At 50.0% G+C, this 17619-nt stretch carries 19 protein-coding genes; all 19 read left to right on the top strand.

Annotated features, from left to right (window positions below; all coding sequences use genetic code 11):
* Nucleotides 1-80 precede the first annotated feature (80 nt).
* A complete protein-coding gene (locus tag DFR60_RS01200; protein WP_110321241.1) occupies nt 81-992 on the top strand; it encodes a carbohydrate ABC transporter permease in 912 nt (303 codons plus the stop codon).
* Nucleotides 992-1822, top strand: coding sequence for a carbohydrate ABC transporter permease (locus DFR60_RS01195; RefSeq protein ID WP_110321240.1), 831 nt, complete (start codon nt 992-994; stop codon nt 1820-1822). The genes DFR60_RS01200 and DFR60_RS01195 overlap by 1 nt, the downstream gene beginning before the upstream one ends.
* A gap of 71 nt (nt 1823-1893) precedes the next feature.
* Nucleotides 1894-3282, top strand: coding sequence for an ABC transporter substrate-binding protein (locus DFR60_RS01190; RefSeq protein ID WP_110321239.1), 1389 nt, complete (start codon nt 1894-1896; stop codon nt 3280-3282).
* A gap of 31 nt (nt 3283-3313) precedes the next feature.
* The gene (locus DFR60_RS01185; protein ID WP_146218569.1) at nt 3314-4066 is read left to right on the top strand and encodes a cupin domain-containing protein; all 753 of its coding nucleotides are present in this window, start codon (nt 3314-3316) and stop codon (nt 4064-4066) included.
* Nucleotides 4066-4842 (top strand): hypothetical protein, encoded by a 777-nt coding sequence (locus tag DFR60_RS01180; protein WP_243004951.1) that lies wholly within the window; start codon nt 4066-4068, stop codon nt 4840-4842. Before DFR60_RS01185 ends, DFR60_RS01180 begins: the two co-directional genes overlap by 1 nt.
* A gap of 14 nt (nt 4843-4856) precedes the next feature.
* Entirely contained in the window at nt 4857-5603 is a 747-nt protein-coding gene (locus DFR60_RS01175; protein WP_110321237.1) for a hypothetical protein, read from the top strand.
* 294 nt (nt 5604-5897) lie between these two features.
* The gene (locus DFR60_RS01170; protein WP_432764096.1) at nt 5898-6572 is read left to right on the top strand and encodes a transglycosylase domain-containing protein; all 675 of its coding nucleotides are present in this window, start codon (nt 5898-5900) and stop codon (nt 6570-6572) included.
* A 326-nt stretch (nt 6573-6898) separates the two neighbouring features.
* Nucleotides 6899-7462 carry a Uma2 family endonuclease gene (locus DFR60_RS01165; RefSeq protein ID WP_110321235.1) on the top strand — a complete coding sequence of 188 codons (564 nt, stop codon included), beginning with the start codon at nt 6899-6901 and terminating at the stop codon, nt 7460-7462.
* 82 nt (nt 7463-7544) lie between these two features.
* Nucleotides 7545-8219, top strand: a complete 675-nt coding sequence (locus DFR60_RS01160) for a 3'-5' exonuclease (RefSeq protein WP_110321234.1) — start codon at nt 7545-7547, stop codon at nt 8217-8219.
* Between the two features lie 93 nt (nt 8220-8312).
* Nucleotides 8313-8489, top strand: a complete 177-nt coding sequence (locus DFR60_RS30220) for a hypothetical protein (RefSeq protein WP_167437475.1) — start codon at nt 8313-8315, stop codon at nt 8487-8489.
* Between the two features lie 38 nt (nt 8490-8527).
* A complete protein-coding gene (locus DFR60_RS01155) occupies nt 8528-9109 on the top strand; it encodes a VanZ family protein (protein WP_207659477.1) in 582 nt (193 codons plus the stop codon).
* On the top strand, nt 9106-9636 hold the full coding sequence (locus DFR60_RS01150; RefSeq protein ID WP_002600819.1) for a GNAT family N-acetyltransferase: 531 nt from the start codon (nt 9106-9108) through the stop codon (nt 9634-9636). The genes DFR60_RS01155 and DFR60_RS01150 overlap by 4 nt, the downstream gene beginning before the upstream one ends.
* A 547-nt stretch (nt 9637-10183) precedes the next feature.
* Nucleotides 10184-11863, top strand: coding sequence for an ABC transporter substrate-binding protein (locus DFR60_RS01145; protein WP_110321232.1), 1680 nt, complete (start codon nt 10184-10186; stop codon nt 11861-11863).
* A 66-nt stretch (nt 11864-11929) separates the two neighbouring features.
* The gene (locus DFR60_RS01140) at nt 11930-12910 is read left to right on the top strand and encodes an ABC transporter permease (RefSeq protein WP_110321607.1); all 981 of its coding nucleotides are present in this window, start codon (nt 11930-11932) and stop codon (nt 12908-12910) included.
* Entirely contained in the window at nt 12907-13722 is an 816-nt protein-coding gene (locus DFR60_RS01135) for an ABC transporter permease (RefSeq protein ID WP_110321231.1), read from the top strand. Before DFR60_RS01140 ends, DFR60_RS01135 begins: the two co-directional genes overlap by 4 nt.
* Nucleotides 13723-13810: 88 nt before the next feature.
* Nucleotides 13811-14794 carry an ABC transporter ATP-binding protein gene (locus DFR60_RS01130; RefSeq protein WP_110321230.1) on the top strand — a complete coding sequence of 328 codons (984 nt, stop codon included), beginning with the start codon at nt 13811-13813 and terminating at the stop codon, nt 14792-14794.
* Entirely contained in the window at nt 14757-15356 is a 600-nt protein-coding gene (locus DFR60_RS01125) for an ABC transporter ATP-binding protein (protein WP_110321229.1), read from the top strand. The genes DFR60_RS01130 and DFR60_RS01125 overlap by 38 nt, the downstream gene beginning before the upstream one ends.
* A 110-nt stretch (nt 15357-15466) precedes the next feature.
* Nucleotides 15467-16210 (top strand): nickel pincer cofactor biosynthesis protein LarB, encoded by a 744-nt coding sequence (gene larB / locus DFR60_RS01120; RefSeq protein ID WP_110321606.1) that lies wholly within the window; start codon nt 15467-15469, stop codon nt 16208-16210.
* Complete coding sequence (gene larC, locus DFR60_RS01115) at nt 16211-17539, top strand: nickel pincer cofactor biosynthesis protein LarC (protein ID WP_110321228.1); 1329 nt, start codon at nt 16211-16213, stop codon at nt 17537-17539.
* The last annotated feature ends 80 nt before the right edge of the window (nt 17540-17619 follow it).

Below are 17619 nucleotides of genomic sequence, written 5' to 3'. Positions count from 1 at the left end.
ACAGTGCATGAAAATGTTAGCAGGAAGTATAATGCGATTAAAGAGACCGGAAAAAATAAAGAAAAGTTAGAGGTGAGCTTATGGAAGAAGCAAAAATACAGCCGGCAGCGGTCACAAGCAGAAAGCTGCCAAAAGAGTTCAAGTATTATTTTATCTTTATGGGGCCGGCAATCCTGCTGTTTTCATCGCTGTTCGTCATTCCGTTTTTTGGAGAAATCTATTACTCCTTTACCAACTGGAATGGAATTGATCAGACGTATGGGATGGTGGGGATCAATAATTACTTCCGGACATTTCAGGACAAGGGATATTGGAAATCAGTATGGTTTACCATCCGGTTCTCCGCTCTTTCGGTATTGTTTTCCAACCTGATTGCGTTTTGCTGGGCCTATATTCTGTCGAAGCCCATCCCATTCAGAAATTTCTGGAGGGCTGTCATTTTCCTCCCGCGTATCATCGGAGGAGTGGTATTGGGATACTTATGGAGATTTATCTTTCAGAATGCATTCGTGCAGTTTGGGCAGGCCACCGGGCTTTCCTGGTTTTCCCAAAACTGGTTTACGACACCGGAGTCTTCCTTTACCGCTCTGGTCATTGTATTTACCTGGACGCTCTCCGGTTATCTGATGCTGATCTACAGTGCGGGCTTTGCCTCAATACCAGGAGATTTACAGGAGGCGGCGATCGTAGACGGGGCGTCACCGCTGCAGGTGCTTAAAAATGTGATCATTCCCATGATTATGCCTTCCATTACCCAGTGCCTGTTTATCGCCATCAACTGGACAATGCTTTTGTATGATACTAATATATCGCTGACCGACGGCAATCCTTACCGTTCGTCCGAAGGCGTTACCATGAATATTTACGCGACGGCTTACCGGTCGAACCAGATTGGCTACGGTGCGGCCAAGTCCTGTATCTTTATTGTCATCATTGTTGCAATTACCATGATCCAGATTTATGCAACCTCAAAGAGGGAGGTGGAGCTGTAATGAAGCGTTCGGAAAAGATAAGAATCGGAGTATCGTTACTCATTCTGGCTGTCAGTGTGACGATCGTCATCGTCCCGCTGTATTTGGTAGTGCTGAACTCCTTTAAACCATATTCGGAGATTGCAAAAAATATCAGTGCTCTGCCCAAGGAGATTACGCTTATCAACTACCAGCAGGCATGGAAAAGGCTGAATTTCTCCACTGTATTTAAAAATACCATGATCATAGCAGTTTTCTCCAATATCGGCAGCATTGTGTTTGCCGGAATGATGGGATACTGGATCGTGAGGCATCCATGCAGATTTACAAAGGCATGGTATCTGATCATCATCGCGGGCATGTCGGTGCCGTTTCAGGGGATTATGATTACATTTGCAAAGATGGCGGGATTGTTGAAGCTCACCAACCATCTTTATGGCGTGGTGATCAGCAACTGGGTCTTCTCCATGCCTATGAGCATGTTTCTGACTGCAGGGGCGGTGAAATCAGTCCCGTATGAAATTGAGGAATCGGCCAGGATCGATGGCTGCGGCCCGCTTAAGACGTACTGGACCATTGTATTCCCACTGATTAAAGGAACGGTATTTACGGTAGCTTCACTCAATGTCATCACGTACTGGAATGATTACTTAATGACGCAGTTCCTGTTGACGAAAAAGGGGCTCAGGACTCTTCAGATAGCCATGCAGTCTCTGTTTAATGAAGCATTTTTTGCCTGGGACACGGCTTTGGGAGCAATATCCCTTTCAATCCTGCCGTTGTTTATTTTCTTCATTTTTTCGCAGAAACAGGTGCTTGATGGTGTGGCCGCAGGGGCGGTGAAAGGTTAGCGCGTCCGTATGAGAAAACGAAGGGAAAATCCCTTGTTGGTTAAATTATTATTTAGAAGGAGGTATTACTTATGAAGAAAAGAGTGAGTTCTCTGATGTTGGCGGCGATGTTTACGGCGATGTCTGTCACGGCGTGCTCCGGGGGAAAAGAAGCGGGGACGACGCCTGTCACGACGGCTGCTGCGGAGAAGGCGGCAGAAGAGACGAAGTCGGAGCAGCAGACAGCTGAGACACCTGCGCCCACAGAAGAAAAGGCGGCGGATGGCTCTGTCGATTTGACGGTAACCATGCCGCTGGGACAGTGGACCGACAACTTTGATATTCTGATCGAGGCGTATAAGGCGGAGCATCCGGAGATCGGTACGATTGAAGCAACATTTCCGTCCACCTCGGATTATAATGACCTGCTGAAAGCCGCAGCTGCAGCAGGAGAGCTTCCGGATATCATCGGAACGAATTACGGGGAACCATTTAAGGAATGGAACAACTATATGGCAGACTTAAGCACGGACTTCCCTGCGTATGAACTGTTTACAGAGGATCAGAAGACTCTTGGCACTGTTAACGGCAAGGTTGTGGTGGCGCCGATCTATCTGGAGGGGACGGGAATTCTTTACAACATGGCGCTGCTTGAAAAAGCAGGCTGGAAAGAGGTTCCGAAAACCAGAGATGAACTGAAAAAACTGTGCGAGGACTTGACAGCCGCGGGAATACAGCCTTTTATGCACCAATGGGCGGAGACAAATCTGAATCTGTTTAACTGGGTAGGACCGACATGGCTTGGCAACAAAGAGAACGGCGGACTCGATTTTATTCAGAAGATGCTGGCCGGAGAGGATATGGATCTGGCGAATGATCCGGAGATGAATGAATTCCTGGATTACTATGACATCGCCATTCAGTATGCTCAGCCAAACGCCACAGCGACTGACAAATGGACGGCCAGAAATGCGTTCTTCCTGGAAGAGGCGGCCATGCTGACAGGCGAAGGTAGCTGGGAGTATCCCAATATCATGAATGTGAATCCGGATCTGATGAACCATATTAAGCAGGATGTGATTCCGTGCTCCAACGATGCGGACAAGAATCATTTACAGATCCAGACCATGTGTGCAGGGGTCAGCAGCCAGTCGAAGAATGTGAAGGCGGCTAAGGATTTCCTTTCCTATATTATATCATCGGAGGCGGCCCGTGTATGGCATCAGGAGACAATGGGAAGTCCGACATCCATCGTGTCTCTGGAAATTTCAGATAAACTTCCGTGTATCGCGGTCGATGTGCTGGATCATGTGGCGGCTGGAAAGGCCAGTGAATCCATGTGGGAGTTCACACCGGCAGTTCTTGCGACTGACCTGGAAGAAATCTGGTCCAGATACGTAAATCAGCAGATATCCAGGGAAGATTTTACTGCCAGATATGCGGAGATATTCAAGGATTATGCCGCTGGAAAATATAACTAAACAGCCATTGGCGCAGGAAAGGATGGAAGACATGGCAATTATGAATTTTGAGGACGCCGCTTTCGAAAAGGCGTACGGCAGTGATGGAACGGTGTGTGTGGAACTTCTGCCGGACACAGTGGAAGGAATACGGAATTACAAGTATTATCTGAGAGCAGGAGCAAGGGTAACTCCGCCCCGGTATGCGGACAAGGCCGTGGTATTGATCTTCGGAAAGGGGAGGGGATACGTAGCCGGAACAGATGGAGGATTTAAAATTGAGGAGCTTAGCTTCTACGCTCCTGACTTTGAAAACGCGGAGTATTATGTTTATGCTGTAGAAGACATGGAATTTATTATGTGCGCGGCAGATATGAATGACTACGACCGTGTGAGAGCGGGAGAGTGCAGGGTACATACCCCATTTTTCAGAACTGTCAGGCAGTGCTATGGATATGACCAGAGCTGCAAGACAGCCGGAACGTGGTCAAAATCCGTACTGTTCGGGGATTTTGGGAGACTGGGAAAGCTTACGATCGGTGTGGTTCATGGCGGCGGCTCAGCGGAGGGAGGAACCATAGAAAAGGGCCATGGCGAGGTTCATCAATGGAACTATTGTGTGGGAAATTCCGATTTTACCCTGACCGTGGAGGACGAGAAGGTTCACCAGAAAGCAGGGGACTGGAGCTTTGTTCCGGCGGGACTTGATCATAGTCTGTGTGCGGAGGAAGGCAAAGAAGTGTATTATGTCTGGGTGGAACTCTATACCAGTGAACACGGAATATATCAGACGGAGGGATTTTGATGATGGATAATTTTGTATGCAGGGCGGAGAAGGCCAGGCGTGAATATAACGGGTTTGGTTACGCGCAGGAAGAACTTCTGCCGGGAGCTGATGCGGTCAATGCAAAATTTTACCGCTGTTCCCTGCGGGCAGGCTGCAGCGTAACGCCTGAACTGGATCGGGAGAAGATTACCATTCTTATTTTTAATGGAAAAACAGGATATATAACGACACCGTATGATTTATATAACATAACAGAACCTTCCTTCTTTATTCCGGATTTCGAACGTGTTCCATATACGGTTCACGCGGTAGAAGATAGCGAGTTCATCATGGCTGCCTTTTCTATGAATCAGTGGGACAGGGAGTTTTATGAAAAATGGAATCTGCATCTTCCATTTTTCAGCAAATATTCGGATGGAGTACAGTACGATCAGGACTGCAAGGGGCCAAATACAAGGTCTTACAGCATTCTTCAGCCGTTCCAGTTAGGGCACGTATCCATTGGAGTGGTAAAGGCAATTGGGGAAGGGACGGATGAGAAGGGACACGGCCTTCTTCATCAGTGGAATTACTGCCTGGGCAATTCGGACTTTGATTTAACAGTGGAGGAAGAGACAGAGCCGCAGAAGCCAGGTGACTGGAGCTTTATCTATGCTGGAAAGGACCATAAGCTTCTGGCAAAGCCCGGGAAGGAAGTCTTTTATGTCTGGGTGGAATATTTTACGGATGAGGATCTGCAGAAATACTATCTATGCCAGATTCATAATGGAAGCCTCACCGAGGCACAGGACTGACAGGAGGAAGAAAAATGAATGTTATTTCCTACGTGAAGAGAGAAGATATCCTGTTTCATCGTGTTTCTGAAGGCTATTACCGGGGAGAGATGCTGCCGGGGGCGATGGAAGGAATCATTACGAATAAATGCAGGATCGAGGCCGGCGCACAGGTATGGCCTGCCTGTTACGCAGACCGTGTCACCGCGCTTTTCATCTTTAAGGGAACAGGCCGGATCAAAAGCGGAAGCCAGGTATATGAAATTACGGAGAGGTGCCTGTTCTGCCCGGATTTTGACCACGAGAAGTATTTGATCGAGACAGATACGGAGATGGAATATCTGGAGCTTAGCCAGAGGATGAGCGAGGAAGACTGGAAGCATCATGAAATGTACCACATTGTACTGCCGTGGTTTCATACGCATTCCAACTGGCATCTGTACATCGAGGGGTTCCGGGCATCGGAATTAAAGTCCTATGCGGTTCTTCACCAGTACTATGTGAGCCGGATGAGCCTTGGAGAAGTGACCGGGCCTGGGGAGGCGAGGCTGGAACCACACACGCATCCGGAATTGTACCAGTGGTTTTATGGACTTCCAGGGACGGATCCATTCCTGTTTAAGGCTCAGGATGAGGAAGTGGAGGTCAGAGAAGGTGACTGGATCTGCATTCCCAATGAAGTGGCTCACATCGTATCTCCGATGAAGAGCGGGGATTATATCGATTACGTATGGTTTGAGGTTGTGGTACCAGGAAAAGAAATGTGTCCGTATTTTTATTAAACAGATAGAGCAGGCGCGATCTGCCGCACAGAGAAAGAGGGTGCGGCAGAACGGCGCCTGTTTTCCTGTTGTAAACAGGGGAGAATGTTGTTTTTCGTAATAATTGTTCAGATTCTCGTCAGTATTTGCCAGAATCTGTCAGATTATTATAAGGGTTTATTAAAGTCTTCCGTTTAAAAATCTGTTACAATAGAACCAGTAAAACAAAAAAAGTCTGAAACCAAAAAGAAAGGAGCAGATGCAATGAAAAAAATAAAGGTTATGAAACTATTAAAATGGTTTATCGTTCTGACAATGGTACTCTGTATCTGTTCCGGTTTCGTTGTTGCCGGTAAGGGATACTCCATGTACCGGAATGCGCTGGATCAGATGAGTCTGGCAGATAAAGTCGAGTCCATTCAGGATAAGGAACATTATACGACATTTGAAGAGCTGCCGGAGGTGTATGTGAACGCAGTGGTTTCTGTGGAAGACCACAGATTTTACAATCACCCGGGAATCGATCTCATCGCCATCGGAAGAGCCGTGTTTAATGACTTGCGTGCAGGCAGGTTCGTGGAGGGCGGAAGCACCATCACCCAGCAGCTGGCAAAGAATCTTTACTTCAGCCAGGAAAAGGAGATGACCAGGAAAGCCGCTGAGGTCTTCATGGCTTTTGATCTTGAACGCAATTACAGCAAGGAAGAGATCCTGGAGCTGTATGTAAATACAATCTATTACGGAGACGGGTATTACACCGTAGCCGATGCCAGCGAAGGTTATTTTGGTAAGGCGCCGGAAGAGATGAGTAAGTATGAGAGCACGCTTCTGGCGGGAATTCCGAATGCGCCTTCCAGATATGCGCCGACTAAAAATCCCGTTCTGGCGGAGAAACGCCAGATGCAGGTGTTAAGACGCATGGAAGACTGTGGCTACTTCTCTACGGAAGAAGCGGAAACAGTGGCGGCACAGATGGTTGCAATCCATTAATCTGATTAACTAAATATTGAAATCACCGGTGTTACTCCAGACTGAGAAAGAGTTTGAGCGAAGCGGCCCGGTGATTTTTTTGTGCAGTGACAAGCATTGAAAATGGGGGAAGAGGAAAAAAAACTGGAAGTACTCTGGGAAAACAAGTATAATTGTAGGAGCGTTAAGCAAGGGGGCGGCAAGCGGATCAGGAACAGTCTTCTCTTGTACCAAATTAAAAACAAGATAAAATTGTAAACTTTACTACAAAACAAGATATAATCGGACATGAGGCTGGAAATGGATTCGTATGGAGCGTGGAGTCTTAAGAAAGCGAGGCCTGAAGTGTGAAAGATGTGCCAGAAGAAAGTAATGCAAGAGAGTGTAATACAAGAGAAAGAAGTGCAAACGCTGTAGAGGAACCGCTTGCCGAGCGGATTGATGGCCGGATTTATATTATGAGGAAACCGAAACGGTGGCATCAGCGGATTGTCAGAATTTTAAAGGAAATGATTGAGGAGTACCGGAGAAAGAATCCGGGACTCTGTGAAGTGCGTACGGCTCCATTTGGCCTTACTCTGGCCGGAGGGGGGACGACCTATCTGATCCCTGATCTCTGCGTGATTCTTGACCGGGGAAAGCTGACGGAGCATGGCTGCAACGGGGCGCCGGAGATTGTGATCGAGGTAGTAGCGCCGGAGTCCCAGTATATGGATTACCGGATCAAACTGACCAGATACCGGAATGCCGGTGTGAAAGAGTACTGGATCGTGGATCGGGACTGGGATCACGGTTACGTCTATTATTTCGATGACGGTGATATGGATCTGGCCTCTTTTTCCGGTGCGCTGGGTTCCAGGGTGTGCAGGGGACTGGTGTTTGATTTCTCCAGATTAAAACACCAGAGGTAAAGTTTCTGGTGGAAATCCTGCTGGAAATCCGGTATAATTACGGAAAAAGAGGAAGCTGATATACGGAAAGGATGAAACGATTATGGCAGCAGCGGGAAACAAAGGAAAAAGGCTCAGCAAATATGTGGACAATTATGTGGTGTTTGATCTGGAAACTACGGGAATCAGCTCGGTAAAGGATGATATCATCGAGATATCCGCCCTGAAGGTGAAGAATCATGAACGGGTGGAGACTTTTTCAAGGCTGGTGAATCCCGGGCGTCCCATTCCGCCAGGGGCCACGAAGGTAAACGGGATTACCGATGAGATGGTTCAGAATGAGCCTGGGCTCGTTCATATCCTGCCGGAATTTTTAAACTTTATCGGCGGAGAGATTTTGATCGGCCATAATATTCAGTCTTTCGATCTTCTGTTTCTGAACCGTGTGGCCGGCGAGGTGTGTGGGACGGCAGTGCTCAACGATTTTATAGATACGTTATATATGGCCAGAGCATGCCTTCCGGGGCTTTCCCATTACCGCCTTACGGATCTGGCGGAGTATTTTAAGATCAGTTCGGAGGGGGCTCACCGGGCGCTTAACGACTGCGTGATGAACCAGATCTGCTATGAGCATATGGGAAAACTTTTGAAGGACGTGGACATTCCGGTCTGCCCCAGATGCGGGGGAGAGCTTACAAAACGAAATGGCAAATTCGGACCATTCTATGGCTGCTCCAACTACCCGGTCTGCAGGTATACGAAAAATATTGTTGTATAAGATGTAAGAAAACGGAAAGAGACATGGCGCCTGTTTTGTGATACACTGAAAGAAAAGAGTGAAGCGTGCCGGAAGGCAGGAAAGGACAGGGAGATGGAGGATAAGAATCTGTATAACAAAGTCATGCTGATTGCATTTTGTATTATTCTTGTACTGCTGGGAGCGGGAATGTACAGCCGCAGCAAAGCAGCACAGCGGGCCTCAGAGAATTACGTTCCCAGAGGAAACGTCCAGGAATTACAATTGGAAACAGAGCGTACCGCTGTATGAACGCTGTTTTGGCATACATAAGGAATATGGCGCCTTACATGGCGTATGCAGTACCGGTCATATGGATCGTCCGTTTAATCGCTGTGCGGAGGCTGCGTAAGAGTCACAGGAGCACCACGGTATGTCATGAGGCAGGACTGTGGTGCTTTCTGCTCTTTATGGCGGGTCTGGCATCCATTACTGTCATTCCGCGCAGTGCGGATGGCGGGCTTACCGGTTTTGTGGGTCTGAAGGGATTTTCGAGGGTCAATCTGATTCCGTTCCGCATTATTGTGGATTCGTGGATAGCCCTGTCTGACGGAAACTGGATTTATCCCATGATTAATATAGCAGGCAATATCGTGATGTTCATGCCGGCGGGCTTTTTTGCAGCGCTTCTCTGGAAAGGGGAGTCCTTAAAGAAAGCGGCCTTTGCGGGCTTCTTTTTTTCGCTTACGGTGGAGATCTGTCAGCTGCCCCAGGCGAGGGGGACGGACATCGATGATTTGTGGCTCAATACGCTGGGCGCTGTTCTGGGCTACGGTGTATTTTGGTTGATGAAAAGATACAGACCGCTGTGGATCCCGGGATTTCGGGTCAGAGAGGCAGCGGGTCAACAGGTTGAAGGAGAGACGAAATGACATTTGAGATTGTGAAGGCGGAGGAGAAGGATTATGAGCTTTTTGCCTCCATTATTCAGGAAGTATATGAGGCGATGGAGGAGAAGGAGTGGTTTGCGGCCGATAATGCGGAGTACACATACGAAATGCTGAAATACAGCAACGGAGTCGGTTATAAGGCGATTCATCAGCCCTCGGGCGCGGTGGCTGGAATTTTACTTACGACATTTCCAGGGGATTCCGAGGAAAATCTGGGGCGCGATATTGGCCTTCCGGAATCGGAGCTTTTGCTGGTGGCTCATATGGATTCCGTGGCAATTCTTCCGGAGTACCGTGGTGCAGGCCTCCAGAAAAGACTGATGCAGCACGCGGAGCAGGAACTGGCAGAACAGGGATACCGTTATTTTATGTGTACGGTGCACCCGGAAAACCGGTACAGCAGGCAGAATATCATCAAGCAGGGATTTAAACCGGTAAAAACTGCGCTGAAGTATGGTGGTTATCGGCGGGAGATATTTTTACGCGACAGGAGTGAAGGTCTGGATTGACGGACCATCATTTGACAGATGATAATAAACAGAAATGAGAGAACACAAATTTTCATCAAACGTTTGTGTGAAATATGATTGACGTTTTCCCTCTTTTTTCGTATACTTTCTATAACGGCTGACTGAAGTCACCACCCTGAAACAGAATGGTTGCAGGCATAAGAAATGCATGGCATTGGAAGAAAGCAAATATAGATAAAATATGACAATACTACGTTACGAAATAATAGTATGATTGTGTAACGGTACAATAGCGGAAGTGTGTAACAATACAACCGATATAGGAATCGCAGTAACCGGGGTACCGGTCAGCAGAGCAGAAGCGAATAGAATGATGATCAGATACCAGGAAGGTATGAGTATTCCCAAGGAGTACGCCTGAACCTGGTATTTTTATTTTTGCAGATCATTCCTTTAGGATAGTACGCGAAAACGTCTGCGCAGAGAACCTTACGCTATATTTAAAACCGCTGCTGCATCTCCTGTTATACTTGGTTTGTTATATTTTATGAGACTTTGCCGGCAGAAAACAGGAAGGGAAAGAAATATGAAAAAAAGAGGATGGAAACTGAAAACAGCGGTTTTATTGGCTGCGGCAGCGATTGTGATCACTGGATGCAGTGCCGGTAAGAGTCAGGAAGCAACGGGGATGGAAGGAAAGGAAGAGCGCACGGAGCAGAGTGCGGCGGACAGTACAGAGAGTACGACCGAAGGAACAGGCGCGGGTAAAGACAGCGTAATCGTGGTGATGGGGCCCAGCTCGGAGCCGGAGGCGGGATTTGACCCGGCCTATGGATGGGGCGCGGGAGAACACGTGCATGAGCCGCTGATTCAGAGCACGCTGACCGTGACGACAGCGGATTTAAAGATTGATTACGACCTTGCTACCGATATGAGCGTCAGCGATGACGGACTTACCTGGACCGTGAAGATTCGGGACGGCGTCTCCTTTACCGACGGAGAGAAGCTGACTGCGAAGGATGTGGCATTTACATATAATACGCTGAAGAGTACGAGCTCAGTCAATGATTTTACCATGCTGGACTCCGCTGAGGCGGTGGACGACATGACCGTGGTTTTCCACATGAAACGGGCCTATTCGATCTGGCCGTATACCATGGCAATCGTGGGAATCGTTCCGGAGCACGCGTATGGCGCTGATTACGGAGAGCACCCGATCGGATCCGGCCGCTACATTATGAAGCAGTGGGACAGAGGACAGCAGGTGATATTTGAGGCAAATCCCGACTATTACGGGGAAGCGCCGAAGATGAAGAAGGTGACTGTGCTGTTTATGGAAGAGGACGCGGCATTTGCGGCGGTGCAGTCCGGACAGGTGGATCTTGCCTATACGGCGGCTTCTTATTCAGATCAGACCATTTCAGGCTATGATCTGCTTTCCTTCGAGACAGTGGACAACCGCGGCTTCAATCTTCCGGCTATAGCAGCGGGAGGCAGCGATGGTAATGGAAATCCCATTGGTAACGATTTTACCGCAGATGTGCGTGTGAGACGGGCCATCAATATCGCCATCAACAGAGACGAAATGATTGAAAATGTGTTGAGCGGTTACGGAAGCCCGGCCTACAGTGTCTGCGACAAGATGCCGTGGTACAATAACGCGGCAGAAACAAAGTATGACGCGGAAGGCGCGAAGGCGCTCTTAGAGGAAGCCGGATGGACAGAAGGAAATGACGGAATCAGGGAAAAGGACGGCAAAAAGGCTGGCTTTACGCTGATGTATCCGGCCAGTGATTCTGTGAGACAGGCTCTTGCTGCAGATACGGCAAACCAGCTGAAGGAGATCGGCATCGATGTGAAGACGGAAGGCGTGGGCTGGGATACCGCCTATGACCGTGCACAGGCAGAACCGCTGATATGGGGCTGGGGAGCACATACGCCGATGGAGCTTTATAATATTTACCACACCATGAAGGATACAGGGCTGGCGGAATACTCTCCATACAGCAACGAATCCGTGGATCGCTATATGGATGAAGCACTGGCAAGCAGCAGCCTCGAGGAGTCTTATGAGCTGTGGAAGAAAGCGCAGTGGGACGGAGAGACCGGTATTACGGAACAGGGCGATATTCCGTGGATCTGGCTCGTCAATATTGACCACCTTTACTGGGCGAAATCTGATCTGGCTGTGGCACAGCAGAAGCTGCATCCTCACGGTCACGGATGGTCTATTGTAAATAACGTGGATCAGTGGAGCTGGAAGTAAGCAGTAAGAGTAAAAGAAAATAAAAGTAAAAGGAAATTCAGGAGGCGTACGGCATTGGAAAAAAGCATGCCATGGTTTATTCTTAAAAATTTAATACGGATGGCAGTACTTCTGCTGTTGGTGAGTGCGGCGGCCTTTTTCCTGGTGTCGGCGTCTCCTCTTGATCCGCTTAAGACGAATGTAGGGCAGACTGCGCTGGGATCCATGAGCCAGGAACAGATTGCGAAGCTGGAGGAATACTGGGGGATGAATACCCCGCCGATGGAGCGGTTTGTCTCCTGGGCAAAGGATTTCTTCCGGGGCGACATGGGGACTTCCCTGCTTTACCGCCAGCCGGTGTCCCATGTAATCTCAGTGAAGCTGAAGGATTCCTTATGGCTCATGGGAACTGCCTGGCTGATATCCGGTGCGGCAGGATTGCTGCTCGGAGTGGTGGCGGGGGCGAATCGCGGTAAAACGGTGGACAAGGTTATTACCGGGTATGCGCTGGTGACGGCCAGCACGCCGGCATTCTGGCTGGCGCTGGTTCTGCTTATGATCTTTGCAGTATGGCTGAAGGTGCTTCCGATTGGCTTAAGTGTTCCAATTGGAGTGGAGGCCGCCGGAGTTACTGTTACCGACAGAATCGCTCATGGTATTCTGCCGGCTTTGACGCTTTCCATCACCGGGCTGTCTAACATCATACTGCATACCAGGGAGAAGATGGCCGAGGCCATGGAAAGCGATTACGTGCTGTTTGCAAAGGCAAGAGGCGAGTCTGAGGGGCAGATTATTCTGCGTCACGGTCTCCGCAATATCATACTGCCTGCCATGACTTTGCAGTTTGCTTCGATCAGTGAAATTTTCGGAGGCTCCGTTCTGGTGGAGCAGGTATTCTCTTATCCGGGAATCGGACAGGCGGCTGTGACGGCCGGACTGGGCGGAGATGTTCCGCTGCTTCTGGGAATTACCGTGATCAGCGCAGCGATTGTATTTGCAGGGAATTTCACCGCCAATGTGCTTTACGGCGTCGTGGACCCAAGAATCAGAAGGAGGGCAAAGGCATGAACAGGAGGAAGATGATGATTCTTCTCGCGGGCCTGTCGATTCTGATGCTGGCGGCTATTACGGTGGCAGGGCAGCTCCTTTCGGAGGCTGCCATGGTGACGGATTTTTCCAGAAAGAATCTGGCGCCCTGTCTCTCTTATCCATTTGGAACGGACTGGATGGGGAGAGACATGTTTGTCCGTACCATAACGGGACTTTCCATGAGCATCCGGATCGGGCTTCTGACGGCGGCCATCAGCGCGGTGATTGCATTTCTCATGGGAATTCTGGCCGCGACCATGGGGAAAATCGCGGATGGCCTGATCATTGGGCTTATCGATCTGGTCATGGGAATTCCTCATATCCTTTTGCTGGTGCTTATCTCCTTTGCACTGGGAAAGGGATTTTGGGGTGTTGTGACTGGGATTGCGCTGACGCACTGGACTTCCCTTGCACGCCTGATCCGCGGAGAGGTTCTGCAGCTGAAGCAGAGCCAGTACATAAAGATAGCGGAAAAACTGGGACAGGGAAAGCTTACAATTACGCTTAAACATATGACGCCTCATCTGATTCCGCAGCTGTTCGTTGGGCTGGTTCTGATGTTTCCCCATGCGATACTGCACGAAGCCAGCATCACATTTCTGGGTTTTGGACTGTCGCCGGAACAGCCGGCCATCGGCGTCATTTTGTCGGAAAGCATGAAATATCTCGCCATGGGAAAATGGTGGCTCGCCCTTTTCCCGGGATTGTTTCTGGTCTTTGTGGTGCTGCTGTTTCATTTTATGGGAAGCACCATCAGTCAGCTTTTGGATCCGGCACACGCACATCAGTGAAATATCCCGCGAGAGTCAGATAGACCCGCAAGCGCGCCCACCTGGCTCGCTGCCCGCGGGAATAAATTGAAAGGATGGAAGAGGTTCGATGGAAGAGAGAAAAACAGTTCTGTCCGTGGAACATTTATCGGTGAAATTTACCCAGTATGAAAGGGGCTTTCGCCAGATAGAGCTTCCCGCAATTCGTGATTTGAGTCTTACGGTAAAGGAAGGGGAAATGGTGGCGGTGGTAGGCTCCAGCGGTTCGGGCAAGAGCCTCCTGGTCCACGCCGTGCTGGGAATCCTTCCGTATAACGCCGTGACCGGAGGGCGCATTGATTATGACGGGATGGAGCTGACGGAAAAGAGAATAAGAGCCCTGCGCGGCCGGGAGATCGTTCTTGTCCCTCAGAGTGTTTCCTATCTGGATCCGCTCATGAAGGCGGGAGCATCTGTGAGGAAAGGCAAAAAGGATTCGGAAACCAGAAGGAAATGCAGGGAGGTTCTGGCACGCTATGGACTTGGAAAGGAGACGGAGGAACTGTATCCGTTTGAACTTTCCGGGGGCATGACGAGACGTGTGCTGATTTCTACGGCGGTGATGGAAAAACCGAGACTGGTCATTGCAGACGAGCCTACGCCGGGACTTCATATGGAAGCAGCCAAACGGGTACTTTCTCATTTTCGGGAGATTGCGGACGAGGGAGCGGGAGTCCTCCTGATCACCCACGATCTGGAACTGGCTTTAGAGGCGGCCGACCGGATTGTTGTCTTCTATGCGGGAACCAATGTGGAGGAGGCTCCGGTATCTGATTTTGAGGAGGAAGAAAGACTTCGCCATCCCTATACGAAGGCATTGTTCCGCGCTATGCCGCAGCACGGTTTCGTCCCGATTTCGGGCAGTCAGCCTTACGGAAAGGAATTTTTGTCCGGATGTCCGTATGCGTCCCGGTGTGAACTGGCAGATGGAACCTGCGGCAAAGAGGTGGAATATACGAGTCTTCGCGGAGGCATGGTGAGATGCCGGAAAGCCGCGGAAGGAGGGAACGGAAGATATGGAGCTGGAGGCGAGAGCGCTCTCTTTTCGATATGACAATGGAAACAGACAGATTTTAAACAATTTGAGTATGACGCTTACAAGCACGGATCGCCTGGGGCTCATTGCACCCAGCGGGTTTGGAAAAACGACATTCTGCAAGATTCTGGCCGGATATGAGAAGCCGGACAGCGGTGAAGTGCTTTTGGACGGAAAACCGCTTTCTGCCTGGAAGGGTTACTGCCCGGTGCAGATGATATGGCAGCATCCGGAGCTGTCGGTCAATCCCAGGTGGAAGATGGGAGAGGTTATAAAAGAGGGGGATCAGGTGGAACAGAGGATCATGGACGGTCTGGGAATTGAGCCGGACTGGCTTAACCGGTACCCTTCGGAGTTGTCCGGAGGCGAGCTCCAGCGTTTCTGCATTGCCAGGGCGCTTGGACAGAGAACGCGGTTCCTTCTGGCGGATGAGATCAGCACGATGCTGGATTTGATTACCCAGAGCCAGCTGTGGAATTTCCTTCTGGAGGAAGTGAAAAACAGAGAAATCGGCCTTCTGGCGGTGAGTCATTCGGATGCGCTGCTGGAACGGATCTGTACGAAAATGCTGAGACTGTAGTGCCGGGCGACACTGGGGTCGGCGGCACTAGGTTCGGCAGCACAATGTTCGGCAGCACTGGAATAATGCTGCACAGCGGAAACGATAAAAGGAGAAAGGATACAATTGCGATGGATGTAAAAAAGGTGTTGGAACGTGTGAGCAGTGGAGTGATGGATGTGGCAGAGGCAGAGGCACTTTTAAAGGATCTTCCCTATGAGGACCTGGGATATGCCAAACTGGATCATCACAGGAAGCTGCGTTCCGGGTTTGGAGAGACCGTGTTCTGTCAGGGAAAGCCGGATCCGTATCTGGTGGAGATTATGAAGCGGTTTTATGAGCGGGATGGTGAGGTTCTGGGAACGCGGGCGTCTGCGGAACAGTTTCTTCTGGTGAAAGAGGTGGTGCCGGAGATCGAGTACGATGCGGTGTCCAGAATTCTGAAGGTGGAGAAGAAGGATAAGGAAAGAAAGGGCTGCGTGGCGGTGTGTACCGGTGGGACTGCGGATATTCCAGTGGCGGAGGAAGCAGCCCAGACGGCGGAATATTTCGGCTGCGCGGTGGACCGGATCTATGATGTGGGCGTGGCGGGAATCCACCGCCTGTTGTCACAGAGGGATCGACTCATGAAGGCAAACTGCATCATTGCGGTGGCCGGAATGGAGGGGGCCCTGGGAACGGTAGTGGCCGGTCTGGTGGACTGCCCTGTGATTGCGGTTCCGACATCAGTCGGTTACGGCGCCAGCTTCCACGGAGTTTCAGCCCTCCTGACCATGCTGAATTCCTGCGCGAACGGGATTTCCGTGGTAAATATCGATAATGGATACGGCGCAGGTTATCTGGCAACACAAATAAACAGACTGGCGGTGAAATAAATGGGGAAAATACTGTATTTGGAATGTAATTCGGGAATTAGCGGAGATATGACGGTCGGAGCGCTTCTGGATCTTGGCGCCGACAGAGAAGTTCTGGAGCGGGCACTCGGCAGCCTGGGCGTGGAGGGATACCACCTCCATTTTGGCAGGGCGGTGAAATGCGGGCTGGATGCGTATGATTTTGATGTGCATTTGGAGGAAGAGGGGCATGAACATGGGCATGACCATGAGTGTGGAGAGAGCCATGGGCATGATCATGAGCACGAACACGGGCACGAGCACGGGGAAGGCCATGGACATGATCATGAGCATACGCACTCTCACAGCCATGGACATTCCCATTCACACATCCACCGGAATCTTTCGGATATTTACGGGATTATTGAACGCCTGGATTCCAAGGAAGAAGTAAAGGAACTGGCCAGGAACATGTTTCTTATTGTGGCGGAGGCGGAAGCGAAAGCGCATGGCCTTCCCATCAATGAAGTCCATTTCCATGAGGTTGGGGCGATTGATTCTATCGTCGATATCATCAGTGTGGCAGTCTGCCTCGACAATCTGGGGGTGAAGGACGTAGTGGTATCTCCGCTGGCGGAGGGACATGGCCAGATCCGGTGTCAGCACGGAGTGATACCGGTACCGGTGCCTGCTACGGCTAATATTGCAGCGGCTCACGGCCTTGCACTGCGGCTGACGGATCAGGAGGGGGAGATGGTGACGCCTACGGGAGCAGCCATCGCGGCGGCGGTCCGGACGAGAGAAAAACTGCCTGCTTCCTGCAGAATCGTAAAGACTGGCATGGGGGCTGGTAAAAAGGATTTCGATCATGCCAATGTACTGCGCGCCATGCTTCTTGAGACGAATGAAGAGGAGAATGACCAGGCCTGGGTGCTGGAGACCAATGTAGACGACTGCAGCGGTGAGATGCTGGGATTTGTGATGGAAGAACTGTTCGCCGCAGGAGCACTGGATGTGTGGAACACGCCCATTTACATGAAGAAAAACCGGCCGGCCTATCTGCTCTCCACACTCTGCATGGAAAATGACATCGAAAAGATGGAAGATCTGATCTTTGTACATACGACGACAATCGGTGTACGCCGCTACCCGGTTTCCAGAACTATTTTGGAGAGAAGGAAGGCGGAAGTCGAGACCCGGTTTGGTAATGCCTCGGTCAAAATCTGTACCAGAAACGAGAAAACGTTCTGTTATCCGGAATATGAGAGTGTGCGTGCCATCTGCCAATGTCATGCTGTGGATTTTCAGACAGTGTATTATGAAATCCAAAGAGCCGCCCGGACCACGTACGATCAGCCCGAAAAATATTAAAGAATCGTCTGAATAGTAACAGTAAGGCGGGACGATAAAAAAGAATAAAGCCGAGCCCTTGACTTTATCTGTCATAGTTT

Source organism: Hungatella effluvii, from assembly GCF_003201875.1.
Lineage (GTDB): Bacteria > Bacillota > Clostridia > Lachnospirales > Lachnospiraceae > Hungatella > Hungatella effluvii.
The sequence above is the reverse complement of the archived record's forward strand: the minus strand, read 5'-3'. Positions and strand labels throughout refer to the sequence as shown.

Coding starts and splice junctions, on each gene's coding strand:
- DFR60_RS01150 (WP_002600819.1), top strand. CDS start 9,106: ATGACATTTGAGATTGTGAAGGCGGAGGAGAAGGATTATGAGCTTTTT.
- DFR60_RS01145 (WP_110321232.1), top strand. CDS start 10,184: ATGAAAAAAAGAGGATGGAAACTGAAAACAGCGGTTTTATTGGCTGCG.
- DFR60_RS01175 (WP_110321237.1), top strand. CDS start 4,857: ATGAATGTTATTTCCTACGTGAAGAGAGAAGATATCCTGTTTCATCGT.
- DFR60_RS01185 (WP_146218569.1), top strand. CDS start 3,314: ATGGCAATTATGAATTTTGAGGACGCCGCTTTCGAAAAGGCGTACGGC.
- larC (WP_110321228.1), top strand. CDS start 16,211: ATGGGGAAAATACTGTATTTGGAATGTAATTCGGGAATTAGCGGAGAT.
- DFR60_RS01190 (WP_110321239.1), top strand. CDS start 1,894: ATGAAGAAAAGAGTGAGTTCTCTGATGTTGGCGGCGATGTTTACGGCG.
- DFR60_RS01195 (WP_110321240.1), top strand. CDS start 992: ATGAAGCGTTCGGAAAAGATAAGAATCGGAGTATCGTTACTCATTCTG.
- DFR60_RS01155 (WP_207659477.1), top strand. CDS start 8,528: ATGGCGTATGCAGTACCGGTCATATGGATCGTCCGTTTAATCGCTGTG.
- larB (WP_110321606.1), top strand. CDS start 15,467: ATGGATGTAAAAAAGGTGTTGGAACGTGTGAGCAGTGGAGTGATGGAT.
- DFR60_RS30220 (WP_167437475.1), top strand. CDS start 8,313: ATGGAGGATAAGAATCTGTATAACAAAGTCATGCTGATTGCATTTTGT.
- DFR60_RS01140 (WP_110321607.1), top strand. CDS start 11,930: ATGCCATGGTTTATTCTTAAAAATTTAATACGGATGGCAGTACTTCTG.
- DFR60_RS01160 (WP_110321234.1), top strand. CDS start 7,545: ATGGCAGCAGCGGGAAACAAAGGAAAAAGGCTCAGCAAATATGTGGAC.
- DFR60_RS01125 (WP_110321229.1), top strand. CDS start 14,757: ATGGAGCTGGAGGCGAGAGCGCTCTCTTTTCGATATGACAATGGAAAC.
- DFR60_RS01200 (WP_110321241.1), top strand. CDS start 81: ATGGAAGAAGCAAAAATACAGCCGGCAGCGGTCACAAGCAGAAAGCTG.
- DFR60_RS01170 (WP_432764096.1), top strand. CDS start 5,898: ATGGTACTCTGTATCTGTTCCGGTTTCGTTGTTGCCGGTAAGGGATAC.
- DFR60_RS01180 (WP_243004951.1), top strand. CDS start 4,066: ATGATGGATAATTTTGTATGCAGGGCGGAGAAGGCCAGGCGTGAATAT.
- DFR60_RS01135 (WP_110321231.1), top strand. CDS start 12,907: ATGAACAGGAGGAAGATGATGATTCTTCTCGCGGGCCTGTCGATTCTG.
- DFR60_RS01130 (WP_110321230.1), top strand. CDS start 13,811: ATGGAAGAGAGAAAAACAGTTCTGTCCGTGGAACATTTATCGGTGAAA.